A 17,517-nucleotide genomic window follows, 5' to 3' on the forward strand; every position below is an offset into this window, starting at 1 on the left:
CGAGGGTGGTTTTTCGAGGTTAGCGTATGAGTCATATTGTCGACCGTCGCCTGAACGCCAAAAACAAAAGTGCCGTCAACCGGCAGCGCTTTCTGCGTCGCTATAAGGAGCACATCAAAAAAGCCGTGTCCGGTGCGGTCAGCCGTCGCTCCATTACCGACATCGAGCAGGGCGAGAAAATCAGCATCCCCACCCGGGACATCAACGAACCGGCGTTTCATCACGGCAAGGGCGGCCACCGGGAAAACGTGCTGCCGGGGAACCGGGAATTCACCCGGGGCGACCGCATTGCCCGCCCGCCCAGCGGCGGGAGTGGCGGCAGCGGCTCCGGTGCCAGCGACTCCGGCGAGGGCGAAGACGAATTTGTTTTTCAGATATCCCAGAGCGAATTTCTGGATTTCATGTTCGACGACCTGGCGCTGCCCAACCTGGTCAAACGCCAGTTGATCGGCGACACCGACTTTCAGCGCCACCGGGCCGGTATCAGCAACGAAGGCAACCCCGGGCAACTGAACGTGGTGCGCTCCATGCGCTCCGCCCACGCCCGGCGTATTGCCCTGACCGCCAAAAAGCGCCGCCGCCTCAAGGAGCTGAAAGCCCAGCTCGAAGAGGAGCAGGCCAAGCAGGACATCCTGTACGACGCGCGCAAGGTCAAAGCCCTGGAAGAGGAAATCGTCGAGTTGGAGGCGAAAATCAAGCGCATCCCCTGGCTGGACACCTTCGACCTGAAATACAACCTGCACGTCAAACACCCGGTGCCGCGCAGCAAGGCGGTCATGTTCTGCCTGATGGACGTGTCCGGCTCCATGACCCAGGCCACCAAGGACATGGCCAAGCGGTTCTTCATCCTTCTGTACCTGTTTCTGCAGCGCAACTACGAGCGCACCGAAGTGGTGTTCATCCGCCACCACACCAGCGCCAAGGAAGTGGACGAGGAGGAGTTTTTCTACTCCCGGGAAACCGGCGGCACCATCGTCTCCAGCGCCCTGAAACTGATGCACAGCATCATGGAAGCACGCTACCCCACCAGCGAGTGGAACATCTACGGCGCCCAGGCCTCGGACGGTGACAACTGGAACGAAGACTCCAGCGTGTGCCAGAAAGTACTGTGTGAGGACATACTGCCCCACGTGCAGTACTTCTCCTACATCGAAATCACCCAGCGGGAACACCAGGCCCTCTGGCACGAGTACGAGGAAGTGCAGGAGCGCTTCCCGCACATCTTCGCCATGGAACAGATCACCGATGTGCGCGACATCTACCCGGTGTTTCGCGAGCTGTTCCACAAAGACACTCACCGGCAGGCAGGTTAAGTCATGAGTGAGCGCAAACCCATATCCACCGGCGCCGACTGGACCTTCGAGCTGATCGAGGACTACGACCGGGCCATCGCCGGGATTGCCAAAGAGTTCGGGCTGGACACCTACCCCAACCAGATCGAGATCATCAGCTCCGAACAGATGATGGACGCCTACTCCGCGGCGGGCATGCCCCTGGGCTACCACCACTGGTCCTATGGCAAACAGTTCCTGTCCGTGGAAAACGCCTACACCCGGGGACAGATGGGGCTGGCCTACGAAATCGTAATCAACTCCAACCCCTGCATCGCCTACCTGATGGAGGAGAACACCATCACCATGCAGGCGCTGGTGATCGCCCACGCCTGCTACGGACACAACTCCTTCTTCAAAGGCAACTACCTGTTCCGCACCTGGACCGATGCCGGCTCCATCATCGACTACCTGGTGTTTGCCAAGAACTACATCGCCCAGTGCGAAGAGCGCTACGGCATCAGCGCCGTGGAAGAAACCCTGGACTCCTGCCACGCCCTGATGAACTACGGCGTGGACCGCTACAAACGCCCCTCCCCCATCTCCGCCTGGGACGAACGGGAGCGGCAGAAGGAGCGCGAAGAGTACCTGCAGCGGCAGGTGAACGACCTGTGGCGGACCATCCCCCGGATGACCCCGGAGACCGAAGACCCCGCCCCGAAACAGCGCTACCCCAGCGAACCCCAGGAAAACCTGCTGTACTTCATCGAGAAAAACGCCCCCCTGCTGGAACCCTGGCAGCGCGAAGTGGTGCGCATCGTGCGCAAAATCGCCCAGTACTTTTATCCCCAGCGGCAGACCCAGGTGATGAACGAAGGCTGGGCCTGCTTCTGGCACTACACCCTGCTCAACGAAATGTATGACCGGGGCCTGGTCACCGACGCCTTCATGATGGAATTCCTGCAGTCCCACTCCAGCGTGATCTATCAGCCGCCCTACGACAGCCCCCACTACAGCGGCATCAACCCCTATACCCTGGGGTTCAACATGATGATGGACATCCGCCGCATCTGCGAGCGCCCCACCGAGGAAGACCGCTACTGGTTCCCGGACATCGCCGGCAGTGACTGGAATGAAACTCTGCATTTCGCCATGCGCAACTTCAAGGACGAAAGCTTCATCCTGCAGTTCCTCTCGCCCAAAATCATCCGCGACCTGAAGCTGTTCACCGTCGTGGACGACGACCGGGAACCCCATATCGAAGTCAACGCCATCCACGACGAAGAAGGCTACCGCACCGTACGCCAGTCCCTCGCAGGCCTGTACAACCTGGGCAACCGCGAGCCCAACATCCAGGTACACAGCGTCGATATCCGGGGTGACCGCTCACTGACCCTGCACCACACACGGCACTCCCGCAAGCCGCTGGATAACTCGGCCGAGGAGGTGCTGCGACATGTGCACCGGCTGTGGGGGTTTGATGTGCATTTGCATTCTATGGAGGGGGATAAGATTGCGCAGAGTTTTCATTGTCCGCCGGTTGCCAGCGAGTAGCCAGAATGGGCCGCCCAGAGCGGCCCATTTTTTTGCCCAAAAACTATTGCGCATTGGCGCGTAATGTGGCAGGTTTGAACTATTGATGTACGGAAGTAGCCATGGTGGCTGCCTGCCAAAATGCACGGTCTGATGAGAGGGAGTTTGTAGTGCGCCCCCTTCCCCAGAATTCCCCCTTAAAACAAGCAGTTATCGTTAGAGCCGGGGAAACTATCTTTCATCGCACAAGGTGCTAGCGCAACACGACGCCATGCTAGCCGACATCCGCTTTCGACCCAAAGCAGACGTTGAACTGAATAGAAAAGTGAGTATTTATGGATAGCCCTCTAGCAGATCAGCAAAGAGAGAAAAAAGGCGCAGAAACCTTCAGCAAGTATGAGTATCAGTACCACTGGGCATTCAAAAAACTCTTAGACGCACATGATAAGAAGAAGGAATACGCAATATTTGTAGAGCTGCACGAAGATGTAGTTTTTGCTAACTCTCTGGAAAAAGAAACTGCGGAATTTGAGTTTTATCAGGTCAAAGAAAACAGCGGGAGCTCAAAACACACAGTAGCAAGTCTGACAAAGGTTCATTCTGGTAGCAATAATTCGGTATTAGGAAAGCTCATAGAATCATATCATGGAAAGACATTTAAGGGTGTTATTTCTTCGGCAAATTTAGTAGCAACTAGTGGGTTTAGTAGCGCAATGGTGAAAAATGGTCTTGCGTTGGAGGAAATTACTACAACTGATCTGAAGCTAAAAACCCTAGCTACGTTCAAGAAAAAGGTTCTTGAAGAGCTTAAATTAGATGAATGCCCTGTAAATATCCGTTTTATCGTTCCCAAGCTTTTACCTAATTCTCAGCGGGAAAGCGTTATTGCTTCTATTGTCGATCTAATTTCGTCAGCTTATCCTAATAGCCAATGTGATGCAGTTAATATCTATCGTGTACTAATTGATGAATTGCATAGAAAAGGGCAAGTTAAATATGACTATAGTAAGTGGGACTCCTTGTTAAAGGAAAAAGCGCTAACGTCAATAACGGTACAGAATACTATTGATGCACATAGTAGCATTAAAGGTCTTGATGAAGTAGAAAAAATGGCCTCTGATCTGATATCAGATTTGAAAATAAAATTCAGCCAAAGACAAAGTCTGTTGCGATCTGTGAAATCCTACTACACCCGATCAATTTCAAGAAGCAGCAACTTATACATTAGATTCAGAGAAGAAGTTAATAAGATTTACTATCAATACCAACATTTTGATACAGAAGATACTATTAGAGAAATAGAACAGGCATTAACGGAAAACCTAAAAAAACACCTCAAAGATGAAATTAGCTTAAGAGCTGCAATCATATGTGAAATTGTCCTGAGTGAAATATGAATAAAGAAAACTACAGATTATTGATAAGAAATTTGAGAAAAGGAAAGCATGAAGAACTTAATATTCAAACGCGCAGTGTTTCTGTCAGATACCCAAAGATCCGCCAATCAGTTCGTGTTTCACAAGAAATACAACCTGATAACGGGAGGAAAGGATCATAGCGCGGGAAAAACATCACTTGTAAAATCTCTACTTTGGGGGCTGGGTTGCCAACCGCATGACATTCCTGATTCCTGGAAGGCTCTAGATTGCAAGTCGTACATTGAGTGTGATATTGGAGGGAATGAGTGCATAATCTATCGTTATCAAAATACAATAAAGCTGAGTGTAAATGGAGAGCCATTTAAAACATTTCCTAAGATAACAGGAAATTATTCTTCAGCTTTTGCGAGCTTGGTTGGATTTAGTGTTCTGCTACCTAATCGCCCATCAAAAGAGGAAGATCCAGAGCTAGAAACACCTCCACCAGCATATTATTTTTTACCCTTCTACATTGATCAAAAAAAAGGCTGGAGCGAAGTTTGGAATGGATTTGATAGTTTAGGCCAGTATTCCGACTGGAAAAGAACAGTCATCAAATTCCACACAGGCTACCTCCCTCCTGAGCACTTTGATTTGGAAGAAGAAATTTATGATTTCAAGAAGAAAGAAGCTGTAGCGCAAAATGAGGTCAAGAGAATTGATACGGCGCTTGCTGTTGTTGATGAGTATGTACCTAAGACAAACTTTACCATCAATGAAGAAGAATTCGAAAGAATAACAGATGAAGTAAAAGGAACATTGCAAAACTTATCTTCTGAGCAAGAGATTATTTTAAGCGATTTGTCAAATTCTACGGCGGAAAGGTACCACCTTGGAAGTCAGATGGAATTGCTAGCTGAAGCGGCCCTGGAGCTAGAAGAGGACTACAAGTTTAGTGTTGAAAACATCGATGGCGATGAGCTGGAATGCCCTCTCTGCGGTACTCACCATGATAATACTATAATAGACAAGGCTGAGATTTTGGCAGACAAGAAGCAGCTTGAAAGTCAGTCAGAAAGCATACGGAAGAAAATAAGGACGATTGATAGAAACATTTCGGATCTAAATATTCGATTGAGTGAAATAAGGGATCAAATAAATACCATAAATCAGAAGTATTCCATTAATGACTTGGATGGCAATAAAGGAAACCTATCCAATATTGTAGACAGTCTTGCATCTAATTCAGTTAAAAAAAATGTCAGTCGCACTAAGGAGGAAAAACAACTGGAATCTAAAAAAGCTAGCGATAAGCAAAGAGACCTTAAGAAAGAGCAACGTAAGCTATTAACCAAAACTGATAAAGATGACAGAAACGAATTTTTCATGTCACGTTTAGAGTCGCACATTAGCAAACTATCTGCATCTGGGGTCAGTTTAAATGCCGTCAAGTCTCCAATAGATCATAAAAAGCTGTTGAGAGATGGTGGCGCAGCTGAAAGTACAAGAGCAATATTAGCATACCATGCGTCGGTCATGGATATGATTAAAGCGTTCGGATCAGAGCTCCTTTCTCCCTTCATTGTTGATACACCAAGGCAGCACGAACAAAACGACATAAGCTATAAAAGTATAATTGAGCTAATTATGAATCGAATCCCTACTGAACAACAAGTATTTCTTTGTGCATTGGATGATCCTGTTATTAGTGACTTTAAAAACAAAGCTAAAGTAATCACATTGAACAATAAGACAAAACTACTAGGTGATGGAAATTACGAAGAGCTTAGAAAAGAGCTTGATAGGGTTATACGGCCTGATTAATCAGGCCACTATTTTAAACGAGGACCTCGCAATTTTTTTTGACATTGTTACGGTGAATCTTGAATGTCCGCTTCTGTCCGTAGATGCATTGCTTTTAATGTGTTGCAACAAACACCTCAAAGCGGAAGTTGATTTAGCGTCTTCACAAAGACAGCAAACGACCCAAAGCGGACGTTTGTTTAGAAAACTGCCAAAACACGTGCTTTATCGAAAAAACACGTGTGAATACAATCGAAATTTTTTCAATGAGCTTGAGATGGTCGATAAGAACGAAATTGATAGTGTCAGGCCGGAGGAGAGCATCTTGATATTACTTTATGCTTCTGTTGGATTGTGTGGAAATATTTCCGATAATAATAGCGAGAATATGGGGGAAGACAGAAATTATGCTTGATCAATCTTTCTCGGCCACCAATTTTCTAAAGATCGTTGATATTGAAAATCGAAAAGGCAACTATCTCGAAGGAGATTTTTTCCCGGACGTTGAAGAAATAAGCAAAGAAATCCAAGTGGCTAAAAATAAACTACGGAATCTAAAGAAGAAAAAATCAACACTCTCTGAAGAGGAGTATGTAGAAAAAAAAGAAGAGGCTATAGCCAACATTGAAAACCTAAAAGGTAAGAAAGAAGATCTTTTAAATGAAGAGATGAACAAGGTTAGTTCTCAAATAAACTCGAAAGGATTCTCTTTCGGTATCAAGGAAGTAGATGTTGGATTGCCAAAAAAAGTATATGTTGCCGAACATAACGCGGCAACATATTTTGCGTTAAAACAGGTGCAGAATAATATTCGTCGCCTCTATAAGGTTAAACAGGAAAATCGACATCAGATCGTATGCCAGCTACGTGAAATATTGGGAGATAGGTTTCCAAAATATATCCTCAGAACCGATATTTCGTCTTTCTATGAGAGTATCCCTCGAAAACATCTACTAAAAAAATTAAGGGATGATCCGCTCCTTACATTGTCTTCAAAAAAGATTATACGACGAATCCTATTTGAATACAGCGCGATAACTGGAAGTGATGTCGGGTTACCTCGAGGAATTGGCATTAGCGCTTATCTCGCTGAACTGTATATGCGTGATATTGATCGAACTATTCGCGACTATCCAGGCGTCTTATATTACGCCCGCTATGTTGATGATATTATTGTTATATTTTGTCCGCCACCTAATACAGGTACAATGGCCTTTAAGCGATCGATAGTCACTGAATTTAAAAGACTTGAATTAACAAGAAACAAGAAAAAAACACAGATTATTAAGTCAGTTCCAGGTACAACCGCCTCTGTTCAATACCTTGGATACAAATATAAGATTGGTTCTGGTTCCCTTGAGTTGAGAATGACTGACAAAAAGATAGACCGATATAAGAAGCGTATTGACTTGACTTTTGCAGCTTATGCTAAGAAGGCGAATATGCCTAAAAAGACTGAAATGAAAGCGCGTGCCTTATTAGAAAAGCGGGTCCGTTTTCTAACTAGCAATACACGTCTAGTTAATAATAAAAAGAACGTAGTATCTGGTATATTCTTTTCGAATTCATTGCTAACAAAAATAGATGATCTACAAAGTTTAGATAAATATTTAGCGATAAAAATAGCTGGTTTAACGAATCCCAGATTGCAAAACAGGCTGTATGAACAGTCGTTCGAGAAAGGTTTTAAAACCAGAGAATATCATAAATTTTCCGCTCAGGATCTGTCGAAAATAGTTGAGGTATGGAGTCATGTCTCTTAAGCAAGTACGCTTCCCCTATAAAAAAGAGCGCTGTTTGTTATCAGATGTATTGCCATTTGAGATACCTGTTTCGTTTTCAAATCGTCACTTCTATTCGTTTATATTGCGTCATAGAATTGCTGTCGAGGATAACGCCATTGTGTGGCTGAAAGTAGATAAGGCACTAGATAAAATCGTAATGCTATTGTTCGCGATGCCGGACAACCCCAACCGGATTACGACTGTTCAGAGGTATGTCGGAGAAAAATTGACAGATTTTGTGCGATACCAGCTTGACGACAAAGGAATATCTAACTCGAAGAAAGAGCCAAAACCAGAACGGTTTATGATACCATTTTGTTACAAGGTTAGGCACAAAGAGACAGAATTTAGAGAGCTATGTGTTCCGCATCCTAAGAGCCAACTTTTGGTAGTCGATTTCTACGACCAATGTAAAGAGACCATTCTCTACTATACATCCCTTAGCTCATTTACGATTCGAGCACCATCTAGAATATCAAGAGTTCGATACCATCAAGATAAGCTTCACTTCGAGAAGCTCTCAACTGACCCCGAGATTGTTGAGCAGTCTGATCAAGAATATGAAAGCCTGAAGTCATTTTTTGTCTATAAAGATTACAGTAATATATATAAGTTTTATGAATCCTATCGATATCACCGTGCTGAAAAAAAATATAATAAGCTACTCAAGCTTGATATTTCCAAGTGTTTCGACAGCATTTACTCCCATTCGATAGGCTGGGCAGTAATTGGAAAGGATGCACAAAAAGCGTCCCTTGACCTCAATGGGGGGACATTTCCAGATCGCTTCGATAAATTAATGCATCATATGAATCATGGCGAAACTCATGGCATTATTATTGGGCCTGAATTTTCGCGCATTTTCGCTGAAGTAATACTTCAGGCTATTGATAGAGATGTCTCGCATAAGCTTGCCGCAAAGAATGAAGCCCTTTTACATGGGCGTGACTATGAAGTATTCAGATATGTTGATGATTATTTTATCTTTGTTAATGATGAAAGTGATGCAACACAAATTGTAGAGGAGCTTCAGCACACGCTTAAAAAATACAAACTATACCTGAATACGGCCAAGGCAATAACCTATGAAAAACCTATTATTACCGAGATAACAATGGCGAAGCAGAAAATAGCGCGCTTGCTTGAAGACAGAATTAAATTTTCTTTGGAAGATGTTGAGGCTGATAGCGGGGAAGTCCAAACCAAAGGTTCGGTCCATGTAAATGCCAATGCTCTAATAACAAGCTTTAAAACAATCATCAAAACATGTGGCGTAGAATACAAAGATATGCTGAATTACAGCCTTGCCATAGTGGAGAGGCGGTGCGAAAAAATATTTACAAAATATCTTAAAGTCAGCCCTGAGCTTAGATCGCAGACGAAGCTAATTAATGCTATTAAGGGCGTCATAGAGTTTCTATTTTTTATCTACTCAGTATCGCCGCGCGTAAATACCACCATACGGCTTTGTCGCATACTCCGTGTCGTTATTCTATTTCTTAAGACAGGACATATTGAGCAAGAACAGGTGCAATCTGTGCACAAGCAAATATTTGATAATGTTTGCTTTGTTCTTAAGAAGAATGAAACCTCTGAACAAACCCAGGTAGAGACCCTATATTTGCTTATCGCGCTTTCAGAGCTTGGTCGCGATTATTGGCTAGAGGAGAGTGTGCTCAGCAATTATCTCGGAATAAAAGCAATGGATAATGGAAGTAAATGCGAGCCCATTAAATCCTTAAACTATTTTTCTATATCAGTGTCGCTTTTCTATATGAAGAATAAGGTTCGGTATAATACTTTGAGAGATCGAATTATTGATGCTGCTTTAGACCGAATTCGAATGCGTTCGGAAACTTGTCATGAAAATGCAGAAATGATTTTCCTTTTATTCGATATGATCTCTTGCCCGTATGTACCCGATGATAGGAAGCGGGAAGCTCTTGAAATATTTGAAGTCACCGACCCCCCGCTTGTAGGCGATATCATAAATTTTACCGACAGTGATAGTAGGCCTCAGCGATGGTTCACTAATTGGTACGACTTTGATTTTGGAAAAGAACTGGACGCGAAGCGTAGTCAGGAGGTATATTAGGCATACGCGCTTCGTCAGACAGTTTAATGGCTGTATGCAGCCACACACACATGCGCGGCGGCGAAACTGAATCAAAACCGGTTCCGTTGCACAAAGGTGGTCTTGGCGAGCCACCTTTTTTTGATAGTTTTCTAAGCATCAGTTCATACTTTATGCCCGTGGTCATGTTCTTCATGATAAGTAGTGATGCTCACAAAGATAGATTTTATTCACTTTCTTAGTTGTCCAAAGCCCCTTTAGTTTTTAAAGAGAGATACTGATCACTATCCCTATGGGGAATTTTCAACTTTCATGCACAAATTTGTGCGTGAATGATATGAAAATGTCTGCAATGTATCCAGATAAAAAGTCCTTTTTTCTCGATAGAAATGAGCGAATTCTGGATTTGTAGGATGTTTTCAAGAGAGCGTATATCGATGCCAGATTTTAAGGATCCACCTCCGTTAAGAAAGTTCTGCCAGTGCTTTTCCCTAGTCTAAATTATGATGATTTACACGTGACAGATGGTTATCTGGCTATGGGAGCGTGGCAACGCATGATTAATACAGCCCCTGATGAAGCCGAAAAGATCGGTAGCTACTTGCTTATGTATTGTGAGCGTGACACGCTCGCAATGGTAGAAATATATCGATTTCTAATCGGGCTGATCAATTATTAGTCACTTTTTAATCTAGTTCAACGTCCGATTTTGGTCGAAATAGGGGGCAGATCAACACGGCCCAAGTATTTTTACACTTCGGTTTTCTCGGCCAAGTCCAGAGCGTCGTCAACGTCGATTCCCAGGTATCGGACCGTGCTTTCTAACTTTGTGTGTCCAAGCAATAACTGGATAGCCCTAAGGTTACCAGTCTCGCGATAAATCATCACAACTTTAGTGCGTCTTAGGGAATGAGTACCGTAGAGTGTTGTATCGAGCCCTATCGATTCTATCCATTGATGCACAATTCTACTGTATTGCCTCGTAGAAATATGACATTGAGCGTTGGCTCGGCTGGGGAAAAGCCAGCTGTCGTGCGTAAGGCCTCGGATCTTTATCCAATCACTGAGGCTATTGCCCGTTTGATGTGTAATTTCGAATTGCACTGGTTGGTGTGTCTTTTGTTGTACGATTTTCGCGCGCTTTAGTATTTGACTGCCGAGGGAAACGTCGTGTACTTTGAGACTAACCAAGTCGCAAGCCCTTAGCTTTCTGTCAATTGCCAGATTGAAGAGGGCAAGGTCGCGGAATCGGTCGGCAATCTGCAATCGTATACGGATTGCCCACACTTCCCTCAATTTTAAGGGCAGTTTTTGGCCAACAAGCTTTCCCTTGTTCCAAGGGTCGATACTTGAAAGCGAGCGATATACATTTTTCATTGCTATTCTCCTATAATGACGCGTCAAATATAGAGTATAGTAATGGTTCGGGAACCCTAAGATGTCTCTTAATGACGGCTAAGCTGTCGCCGACCCAAAGCGGATGTTGATAACAGGTGGGGTAAGGATGAAACTACAGTCGATTCGGATTTCAAATTTTCAATGTTTCGGTGCTGAACCAACAGAACTTTCACTTGAAGATATTACGTATCTAATTGGCCCCAACGGTTCAGGAAAGACTGCTGCACTCCAGGCTTTGTGCCGACTTTTTGCATTTGATCCATCATTGCGCCGTATTCAGCGCTCAGACTTCCATGTCCCGCACGATGAACAGGAAGCCCCCGAAGAAAGGCGGCTATGGATCGAGGCAGATTTCCTATTTCCCGAGTTGGAAGATGAAGAAGACAACTCGACAGTTGCTCCCCATTTCAGTCACATGCGTCTTGATGACCCTGACGGAACTCCTAGGGTGCGATATCGCCTAAGTGCCACAATGGGCCTCGCTGGGGATATTGACGAGAATTTTGTTTATGTGCTTGAAGCTGGCCCGGATGGTTCCCCTCTAAATCCTCAAACGGTTCCTAGGCCTGAGCGAAATCACATACAAGTCCACTATCTGCCCGCTAGAAGAGATCCCACTGACCACATCGCGTACGGAACGAACGCGCTTCTTGGCCGTTTACTACGGTCAGTAAACTGGGAAAATGAACGAGAGAAGGTGAAAGGGTTCACCGACCAGATTAGTGAAAGTTTGGCTGCTAATCCATCGGTCAATGCTTTTAGTTCCCACCTGAGAAAAACATGGAGTACCCTTCATAAAGGAAACTACTTTTCAGATCCCAAGATTACCTTTGTGGCATCAGAGATCGAGGCAATGCTTCGGCATTTGTCCATATCATTCTCGCCTGGACATGATGAGAATCTTGTCGATTTTTCTAGACTCAGTGACGGCCAGAAGTCGATGCTCTATCTGTCATTGGTTCTTTCATCTCAAGCTGTTGGGCGTTCTGTTCTTACTGGTGAGGACAGCTCTTTTGACCAAATGAAATTGCGTCCGCCAGTCTTTACTTTAATTGCCCTTGAAGAGCCAGAGAACAGCCTATCCCCTCACTATTTGGGGCGGATTGTCAGTGCTCTGAGCTCTATGACGAGCAATGAGGACGCCCAGGCCCTAATTGCTACGCATGCTCCGTCAATGTTGCGACGTGTAGATCCGGAACAAATTCGATATCTTCGACTTACCGAAGCCCGGCAATCTAGAATTACAAACATCCAGTTACCCGCTAAAGCCGATGAAGCGCACAAATTTGTACGCGAGGCTGTCCAGGCATTCCCTGAGATTTACTTCTCACGTTTGGTTGTGTTGGGTGAAGGGGATAGTGAAGAAATTGTACTACCTCGCCTTTTTCGGGCAAAGGGTGCACCAGTTGATGAATCAGCGGTCACGATTGCACCGCTTGGAGGTAGACATGTCAATCATTTCTGGCGCCTTCTATCAGAACTCCAAATCCCATATTTGACCCTTCTCGATTTAGATGTGAGTAGATACCAAGCGGGTTGGGGTAGAATAAAGTATGTAAATAACCAACTTGGCTTATATGAACCTGGAAAAGCCCTCCCAAATACTTTCCTTTTATCAGATTGGAATGATGACAACGTACCTGTTCGCACGCATCATTTCTTTGAAAACACCACGAAGAGTGTATTTTCAGAGCTGGAAATGCGAGGCGTATTTTTCTCATATCCAATGGATTTAGATTTCTCAATGCTCCTTGCTTTCCAAGGTGCTTACGGTGTTCAGCAGGAAGTTCCGGATGACTCAACGATTAAGGCCGTCTTGGGCAAGAGTCATCATAACTCATCCCAATACAGCGGAGACGAGTTAAACCTCTTCTCTACGTATCACAAGCTTTTTAAGCTGGGTAGTAAGCCCGCCGCGCATATAGATGCTCTAGCTCAGCTTAGTGACGAGGAACTGCTTGCGAACATGCCAGAAGAGTTTGGACGAATCGCAGATGCGGTGATCGCCAAGCTTGCGGAGCTTCCCGAGTGATTGCAATAGATTCATGGCTGCCTTCGGATGGGCTAACGCTTGAACCTAATGCACTGCGGGCCGCGAAGGAACAATCACGCTGTCTTGCTCTGACGGCGGGGCCGGGCGCGGGCAAGACAGAAATGCTCGCACAAAGAGCTGACTTCCTCCTCCGAACCGGAACCTGCCGTTATCCGAAGAGAATACTCGCCATCTCATTTAAAGTTGACGCCAGCAGAAATTTAAAGGACCGAATCCAGCGACGCTGTGGTAAAGAACTGGCCTCCCGATTTGATAGCTACACATTTCATGCGTTTGCAAAGCGTATTATTGATCGTTTCAGAGTAGTGCTAACTGGTAACGATGCTCTTGATCTAGATTATTCGATTGGCGAGAGAAAAGTCACCAGAAGGCAAATTACATTTCATGATCTCGTACCCCTCGCAATTCAAATTCTCAAAGCCTCTACTGTCGCTAGAAATGCCATACGCCAAACTTACAGTGATGTTTTCTTGGATGAGTTCCAGGACTGCACGGATCGGCAGTATGAACTCGTGAGGGTAGCCTTCCAAGGTACGAGAACTCGTCTTACCGCTGTCGGTGATACTAAGCAGAAAATCATGGGATGGGCAGGGGCATTGGACGGCATTTTCCAAACGTTCGCCAGGGACTTTTCAGCGGTGCCACTAAACATGTACCGAAACTTTCGTTCAAAACCACGCCTGCTTCGTATGCAGAACGACATTATTCGTGTGCTCGATCCGGCTTCCGTAATGCCAGATCACCAGCTTGCTGGTAAGGAAGGAGAGGTCTTCGCGTGGCAATTCGAGAATGCCCACGCAGAAGCTGAGTACTTGGCCGATTTGATTGCCGAGTGGATAAGAAATGAACAGGTTCCATTATCCGAAATCGCCGTATTAGTCTCCAAGCAACTAGATCTTTACGCCAACCACCTGATGGCGGCATTGGATATTAGGGGAATACCTTACCGGAATGAGCAGGAGATGCAGGACATTACTGTTGAGCCCGCCGCAAGGCTCGTTGTTGATTATTTGTCCTGCCTCTATGGCCAGCGAGAGCCTAAAGCATGGATTCGGTTGATGGATCAATTGATTCCCTTCGCCGATGATGAGGCGCAGTCTAGCGCCAGGCAAAATTTCCAACGCTTCTTTAAGGAACAGCGGAAAATCGTCGTCATGACCGAGTTTTTGGGTGAGTCGTTTTCGGGATGGTGGGATTCTGTGTGTAGTTTTCTGAATCATATAGGAATGGAGACTCTTGTGGCTCTCTCTCCTGACTATGAGTCACATGCAAGGTTAGGTGAAGTTGTAAGAGATACCAAAGCGCGTATTGAAGAGCTGCTTGAACTTGCCCCCGACTTGCGCCAAGCCTTGACTCGTTTCTCTGATGACCAGTCAGTGCGTATTCTAACTATCCATAAGAGCAAAGGATTGGAGTTCGACTCAACGATAATCATGGCCGTTGAGAACGAAATATTCTTTGGGGATCAAGATGCTAATCGGTGTGCTTTCTTCGTTGGTGTATCGAGAGCTAAACGACGTCTAGTGCTAACATATGCTATTGAAAGAGAAAGGCCACAAAATTATGGTGGTCGTTGGGAAGTACGCCGAACTCCCCAGCAAGAATATTTTAACTATGCTCTTCCTCATGTAAATCGCGCTGATGGTGAGTTAAGTGATCAAGACAATGTTAATCACTAAAGTCCGCTTCTGGCCGAAAGCGGACATTTGGAACTATCCTCAGCCAATTAACCACAACACTAAGGCGGAAACCATCAACAAAAACAATGCCAATATCATGGTGGTAAGAAGCGCCACTTCTATGTAGCTGAGCACTACAAGTGGCTTTCCTACGGGCACAGATTTATCAAAACCTTTGAAACGCTTCCATTTGGCCGCTTTGGGGCAGGTTATCAGCATGATGTACCCCGCCGTTTTTAGAAAGGAAAATGGCCAGGTAACGTACAAATGCAACTCTTTCTCTCGGAAGTAGGGCCGCTTAAACAGAACCGGATCAAGTCGTTTTATCAGCGTGTTATGAAGCACTATCCCAATAATTATCGCCACCGGGATCGCTGGAAAGGTCAGAAGCACGGCATACAGCCCGATGGTACTGATTAGTTCAGATGAAATTTGCATTGACTACAGCTTATCTATGTCAGTACGTGAGAGAGACCGGGAGCAACGGTCCGAGGACGCTTCGCAGGCTTAGGCTTTGAACACAAAGAGTCAACCCCAAGCGATCCCACGAGGTTTACGGGCCTGCCGCTGGTAGTGTAAACGTATTTCAACGCTTTTCCCGCAGCAAAGCTTGTAGCGGCAACGCCGGTCGCGACAACCAAAGACGCCACCCACCCTGGAGGCGTAGCAAGAAAGACGATTGCAGCGGTCGCTCCGGCTGCCGCAACGAGCCCTCCAAATGTTGCCCCCATTGTTTCGACAAAAATATCGTTTTTCTTGTTCTTGGTGTTTGTCTCAGAAATCTCTCGGCAAGCCAGATGGAGTGACACGGCCGTCAGCGCTATACCGCCAGCTGAAGCCAGTTTGGCAGAGCTCACCAACTTCTTGGCCTGCTGCTTTAACGGGGCAACCGGATCCGTTGATCGACTAATCCGCAATACTTCAGACAGATCGGACGTTCCATCCAGTAACCATTGAGTAGGGCCGAGCTTTTGGCTGAGTTGGCCAACTAACTTCCGACGGCGGTAGTCATATTGGCCTTTGGTTAAATCGCCACTTTTGTAGCTTTCGTAGTTCTCAACCATCTCCCGCAGCAGCGGCGCATTCTGTTTGAAAGTGCGGTCCAACGCTGCCAGCTTAGCGCTACTACCTCCCATGATTAGTGGTGTCAGCAACGATGTCACCTCCCTTTCAGCCGGTGAGGCGCTGGTCCAATGATCGTTAAGCGTGATAAACCAATCGTCTGAGGTGCTGAAATGGTGCGGAAAGCCCTTGGGGGAAGCGCAGTACTGCTGAGGAACCTCTAATTTCAAAAGTTGGCCAGCGTAAATGGTACTCGCATTTTTAGCCGAACGGTTGGTGGCGACAATTTGCTGGATCAGCTCTTGCTGTCTTTGGGGGTTCACCGAACCATAGTAACGCTTGATGATCGCGCTCAATGTATCGCCAGGACGTATACGGTGGACGACGGTGTCGGTGGCAGTAGCGGAATGGTTCATGGAGTCTCCTTGTCAAGCTATCCCTACGACGTTGAATCCAAGTAAAACTAGCAAATGCCTAGGCCACGGGCAAGCAATATTGAAGGAAAATTTTAACTTATACGGAACGGGCTCAAAACCGTGACAAAGTTCACGCTTTGCCTTTGTAATTTATAGTTGTCGCGAAGTTATTCCAGCGGAAATAAAACACCACTCTTCTGATCGTTCTGGCATCAATAGCCTCTCCCTGGCAATGATGCCGGACTAAAGAGCTAATACGCGAAATTGGCTACTGCCACATTGGTGCGAGCATGCACTTCGATTTGGGAATAACGGCGCCAATCACTCCGTTGTGACAGATGAATTCGTAGGGCCCCAATGGGCCCATGTCCATCTCGCCGCCTTTGGTCCTGACAAACGCCTTGAAGTAAAAGGCCTTGATAGAATAGGTTTAATCTGAGTATTGCAAAAGAGATTACAACAGTTTTACCATACCGCTCACCGCGATTGACTTTTCTAACCAGGGAATAGAGTTTTGGCATCAGACATGGACACAGCTAACCGAGCGCTATACGCCGCATTACTAGTTTTTCTGACGCTAATGGTCGCGTGTACCGACAGCCAGGGGGGCAAGGATAGCAGCACCTCCATTCCTGACAGCTACCAAAAGTATGAAGAAAACGGCGTCAGCTTTTCCTACCCTGAAACCTGGTCATTTTCCTATGACGACACTCCGTCCATCTATACAGACCGAGGCATTGGCCTGGATATTTCAGAGTTCTCCACCGCTACCCTACTGATTTCCGAGGGTAGAAGTTTAGACTTGGACTACGTCACCAACCGGTTTCTCAGCGGCTTTCAAGTACCAGAAGGAGATTTTATCGATAATTTTACCAGGAACTCGGTTTCCATCGGTGGAATTCCCGCTGAAACAGCCACCTGGGAAGATCAATTCCTTGGAAAAACTCAGTATGAGTTAACGGTTGCCAAGATTCAGAGCAAACCTCATGACGTGTTTGTCGTTTTCAGTTTAAGCGATGAAGACATCGACCAATCCCAAGAACACAAGGAACGCTTCCTTAAAAGCATTCGTATTCAATAATCAGG

At 45.9% G+C, this 17,517-nt stretch carries 13 protein-coding genes; 10 read left to right on the plus strand and 3 right to left on the minus strand.

Annotated elements, in window-relative coordinates; all coding sequences use genetic code 11:
* Positions 1-26 precede the first annotated feature (26 nt).
* The 7 genes from OOT55_RS09650 to drt3b all read left to right on the plus strand — a co-directional run bounded on the left by OOT55_RS09650 (position 27) and on the right by drt3b (position 9,844).
* The gene (locus OOT55_RS09650; protein ID WP_265365669.1) at positions 27-1,313 is read left to right on the plus strand and encodes a YeaH/YhbH family protein; all 1,287 of its coding nucleotides are present in this window, start codon (positions 27-29) and stop codon (positions 1,311-1,313) included.
* Positions 1,314-1,316: 3 nt separating this feature from the next.
* Positions 1,317-2,825, plus strand: coding sequence for a SpoVR family protein (locus OOT55_RS09655; RefSeq protein ID WP_265365670.1), 1,509 nt, complete (start codon positions 1,317-1,319; stop codon positions 2,823-2,825).
* 314 nt (positions 2,826-3,139) lie between these two features.
* Positions 3,140-4,201, plus strand: coding sequence for a dsDNA nuclease domain-containing protein (locus OOT55_RS09660; protein WP_265365671.1), 1,062 nt, complete (start codon positions 3,140-3,142; stop codon positions 4,199-4,201).
* A gap of 48 nt (positions 4,202-4,249) precedes the next feature.
* A complete protein-coding gene (locus OOT55_RS09665) occupies positions 4,250-5,986 on the plus strand; it encodes a hypothetical protein (RefSeq protein ID WP_265365672.1) in 1,737 nt (578 codons plus the stop codon).
* Entirely contained in the window at positions 5,931-6,380 is a 450-nt protein-coding gene (locus tag OOT55_RS09670) for a hypothetical protein (RefSeq protein ID WP_265365673.1), read from the plus strand. The genes OOT55_RS09665 and OOT55_RS09670 overlap by 56 nt, the downstream gene beginning before the upstream one ends.
* A complete protein-coding gene (gene drt3a / locus OOT55_RS09675; RefSeq protein WP_265365674.1) occupies positions 6,373-7,728 on the plus strand; it encodes an antiviral reverse transcriptase Drt3a in 1,356 nt (451 codons plus the stop codon). Before OOT55_RS09670 ends, drt3a begins: the two co-directional genes overlap by 8 nt.
* The gene (gene drt3b / locus OOT55_RS09680) at positions 7,718-9,844 is read left to right on the plus strand and encodes an antiviral reverse transcriptase Drt3b (RefSeq protein ID WP_265365675.1); all 2,127 of its coding nucleotides are present in this window, start codon (positions 7,718-7,720) and stop codon (positions 9,842-9,844) included. Before drt3a ends, drt3b begins: the two co-directional genes overlap by 11 nt.
* 729 nt (positions 9,845-10,573) lie before the next feature.
* Here the strand turns inward: drt3b and OOT55_RS09685 are convergent.
* A complete protein-coding gene (locus OOT55_RS09685) occupies positions 10,574-11,200 on the minus strand; it encodes a tyrosine-type recombinase/integrase (protein ID WP_265365676.1) in 627 nt (208 codons plus the stop codon).
* 127 nt (positions 11,201-11,327) lie between these two features.
* Here OOT55_RS09685 and OOT55_RS09690 point away from each other — a divergent pair, with 127 nt between their 5' ends.
* Both OOT55_RS09690 and OOT55_RS09695 read left to right on the plus strand, forming a co-directional pair.
* The gene (locus OOT55_RS09690; RefSeq protein WP_265365677.1) at positions 11,328-13,253 is read left to right on the plus strand and encodes an ATP-dependent nuclease; all 1,926 of its coding nucleotides are present in this window, start codon (positions 11,328-11,330) and stop codon (positions 13,251-13,253) included.
* Positions 13,250-14,953: an ATP-dependent helicase gene (locus tag OOT55_RS09695; RefSeq protein ID WP_265365678.1), complete on the plus strand. Its 1,704-nt coding sequence runs from the start codon at positions 13,250-13,252 to the stop codon at positions 14,951-14,953. Before OOT55_RS09690 ends, OOT55_RS09695 begins: the two co-directional genes overlap by 4 nt.
* A 39-nt stretch (positions 14,954-14,992) precedes the next feature.
* Here the strand turns inward: OOT55_RS09695 and OOT55_RS09700 are convergent, their stop codons facing one another.
* On the minus strand, positions 14,993-15,391 hold the full coding sequence (locus tag OOT55_RS09700; RefSeq protein WP_265365679.1) for a hypothetical protein: 399 nt from the start codon (positions 15,389-15,391) through the stop codon (positions 14,993-14,995).
* A 14-nt stretch (positions 15,392-15,405) separates the two neighbouring features.
* Positions 15,406-16,431, minus strand: a complete 1,026-nt coding sequence (locus tag OOT55_RS09705; protein ID WP_265365680.1) for a LysM peptidoglycan-binding domain-containing protein — start codon at positions 16,429-16,431, stop codon at positions 15,406-15,408.
* A gap of 514 nt (positions 16,432-16,945) precedes the next feature.
* On the opposite strand from OOT55_RS09705, the gene OOT55_RS09710 reads away from it, so the two are divergent.
* Positions 16,946-17,512, plus strand: a complete 567-nt coding sequence (locus OOT55_RS09710) for a hypothetical protein (protein WP_265365681.1) — start codon at positions 16,946-16,948, stop codon at positions 17,510-17,512.
* Positions 17,513-17,517: the final 5 nt, after the last annotated feature.

It is taken from the genome of Marinimicrobium sp. C6131 (assembly GCF_026153455.1).
In the GTDB taxonomy this organism is placed as follows: domain Bacteria; phylum Pseudomonadota; class Gammaproteobacteria; order Pseudomonadales; family Cellvibrionaceae; genus Marinimicrobium.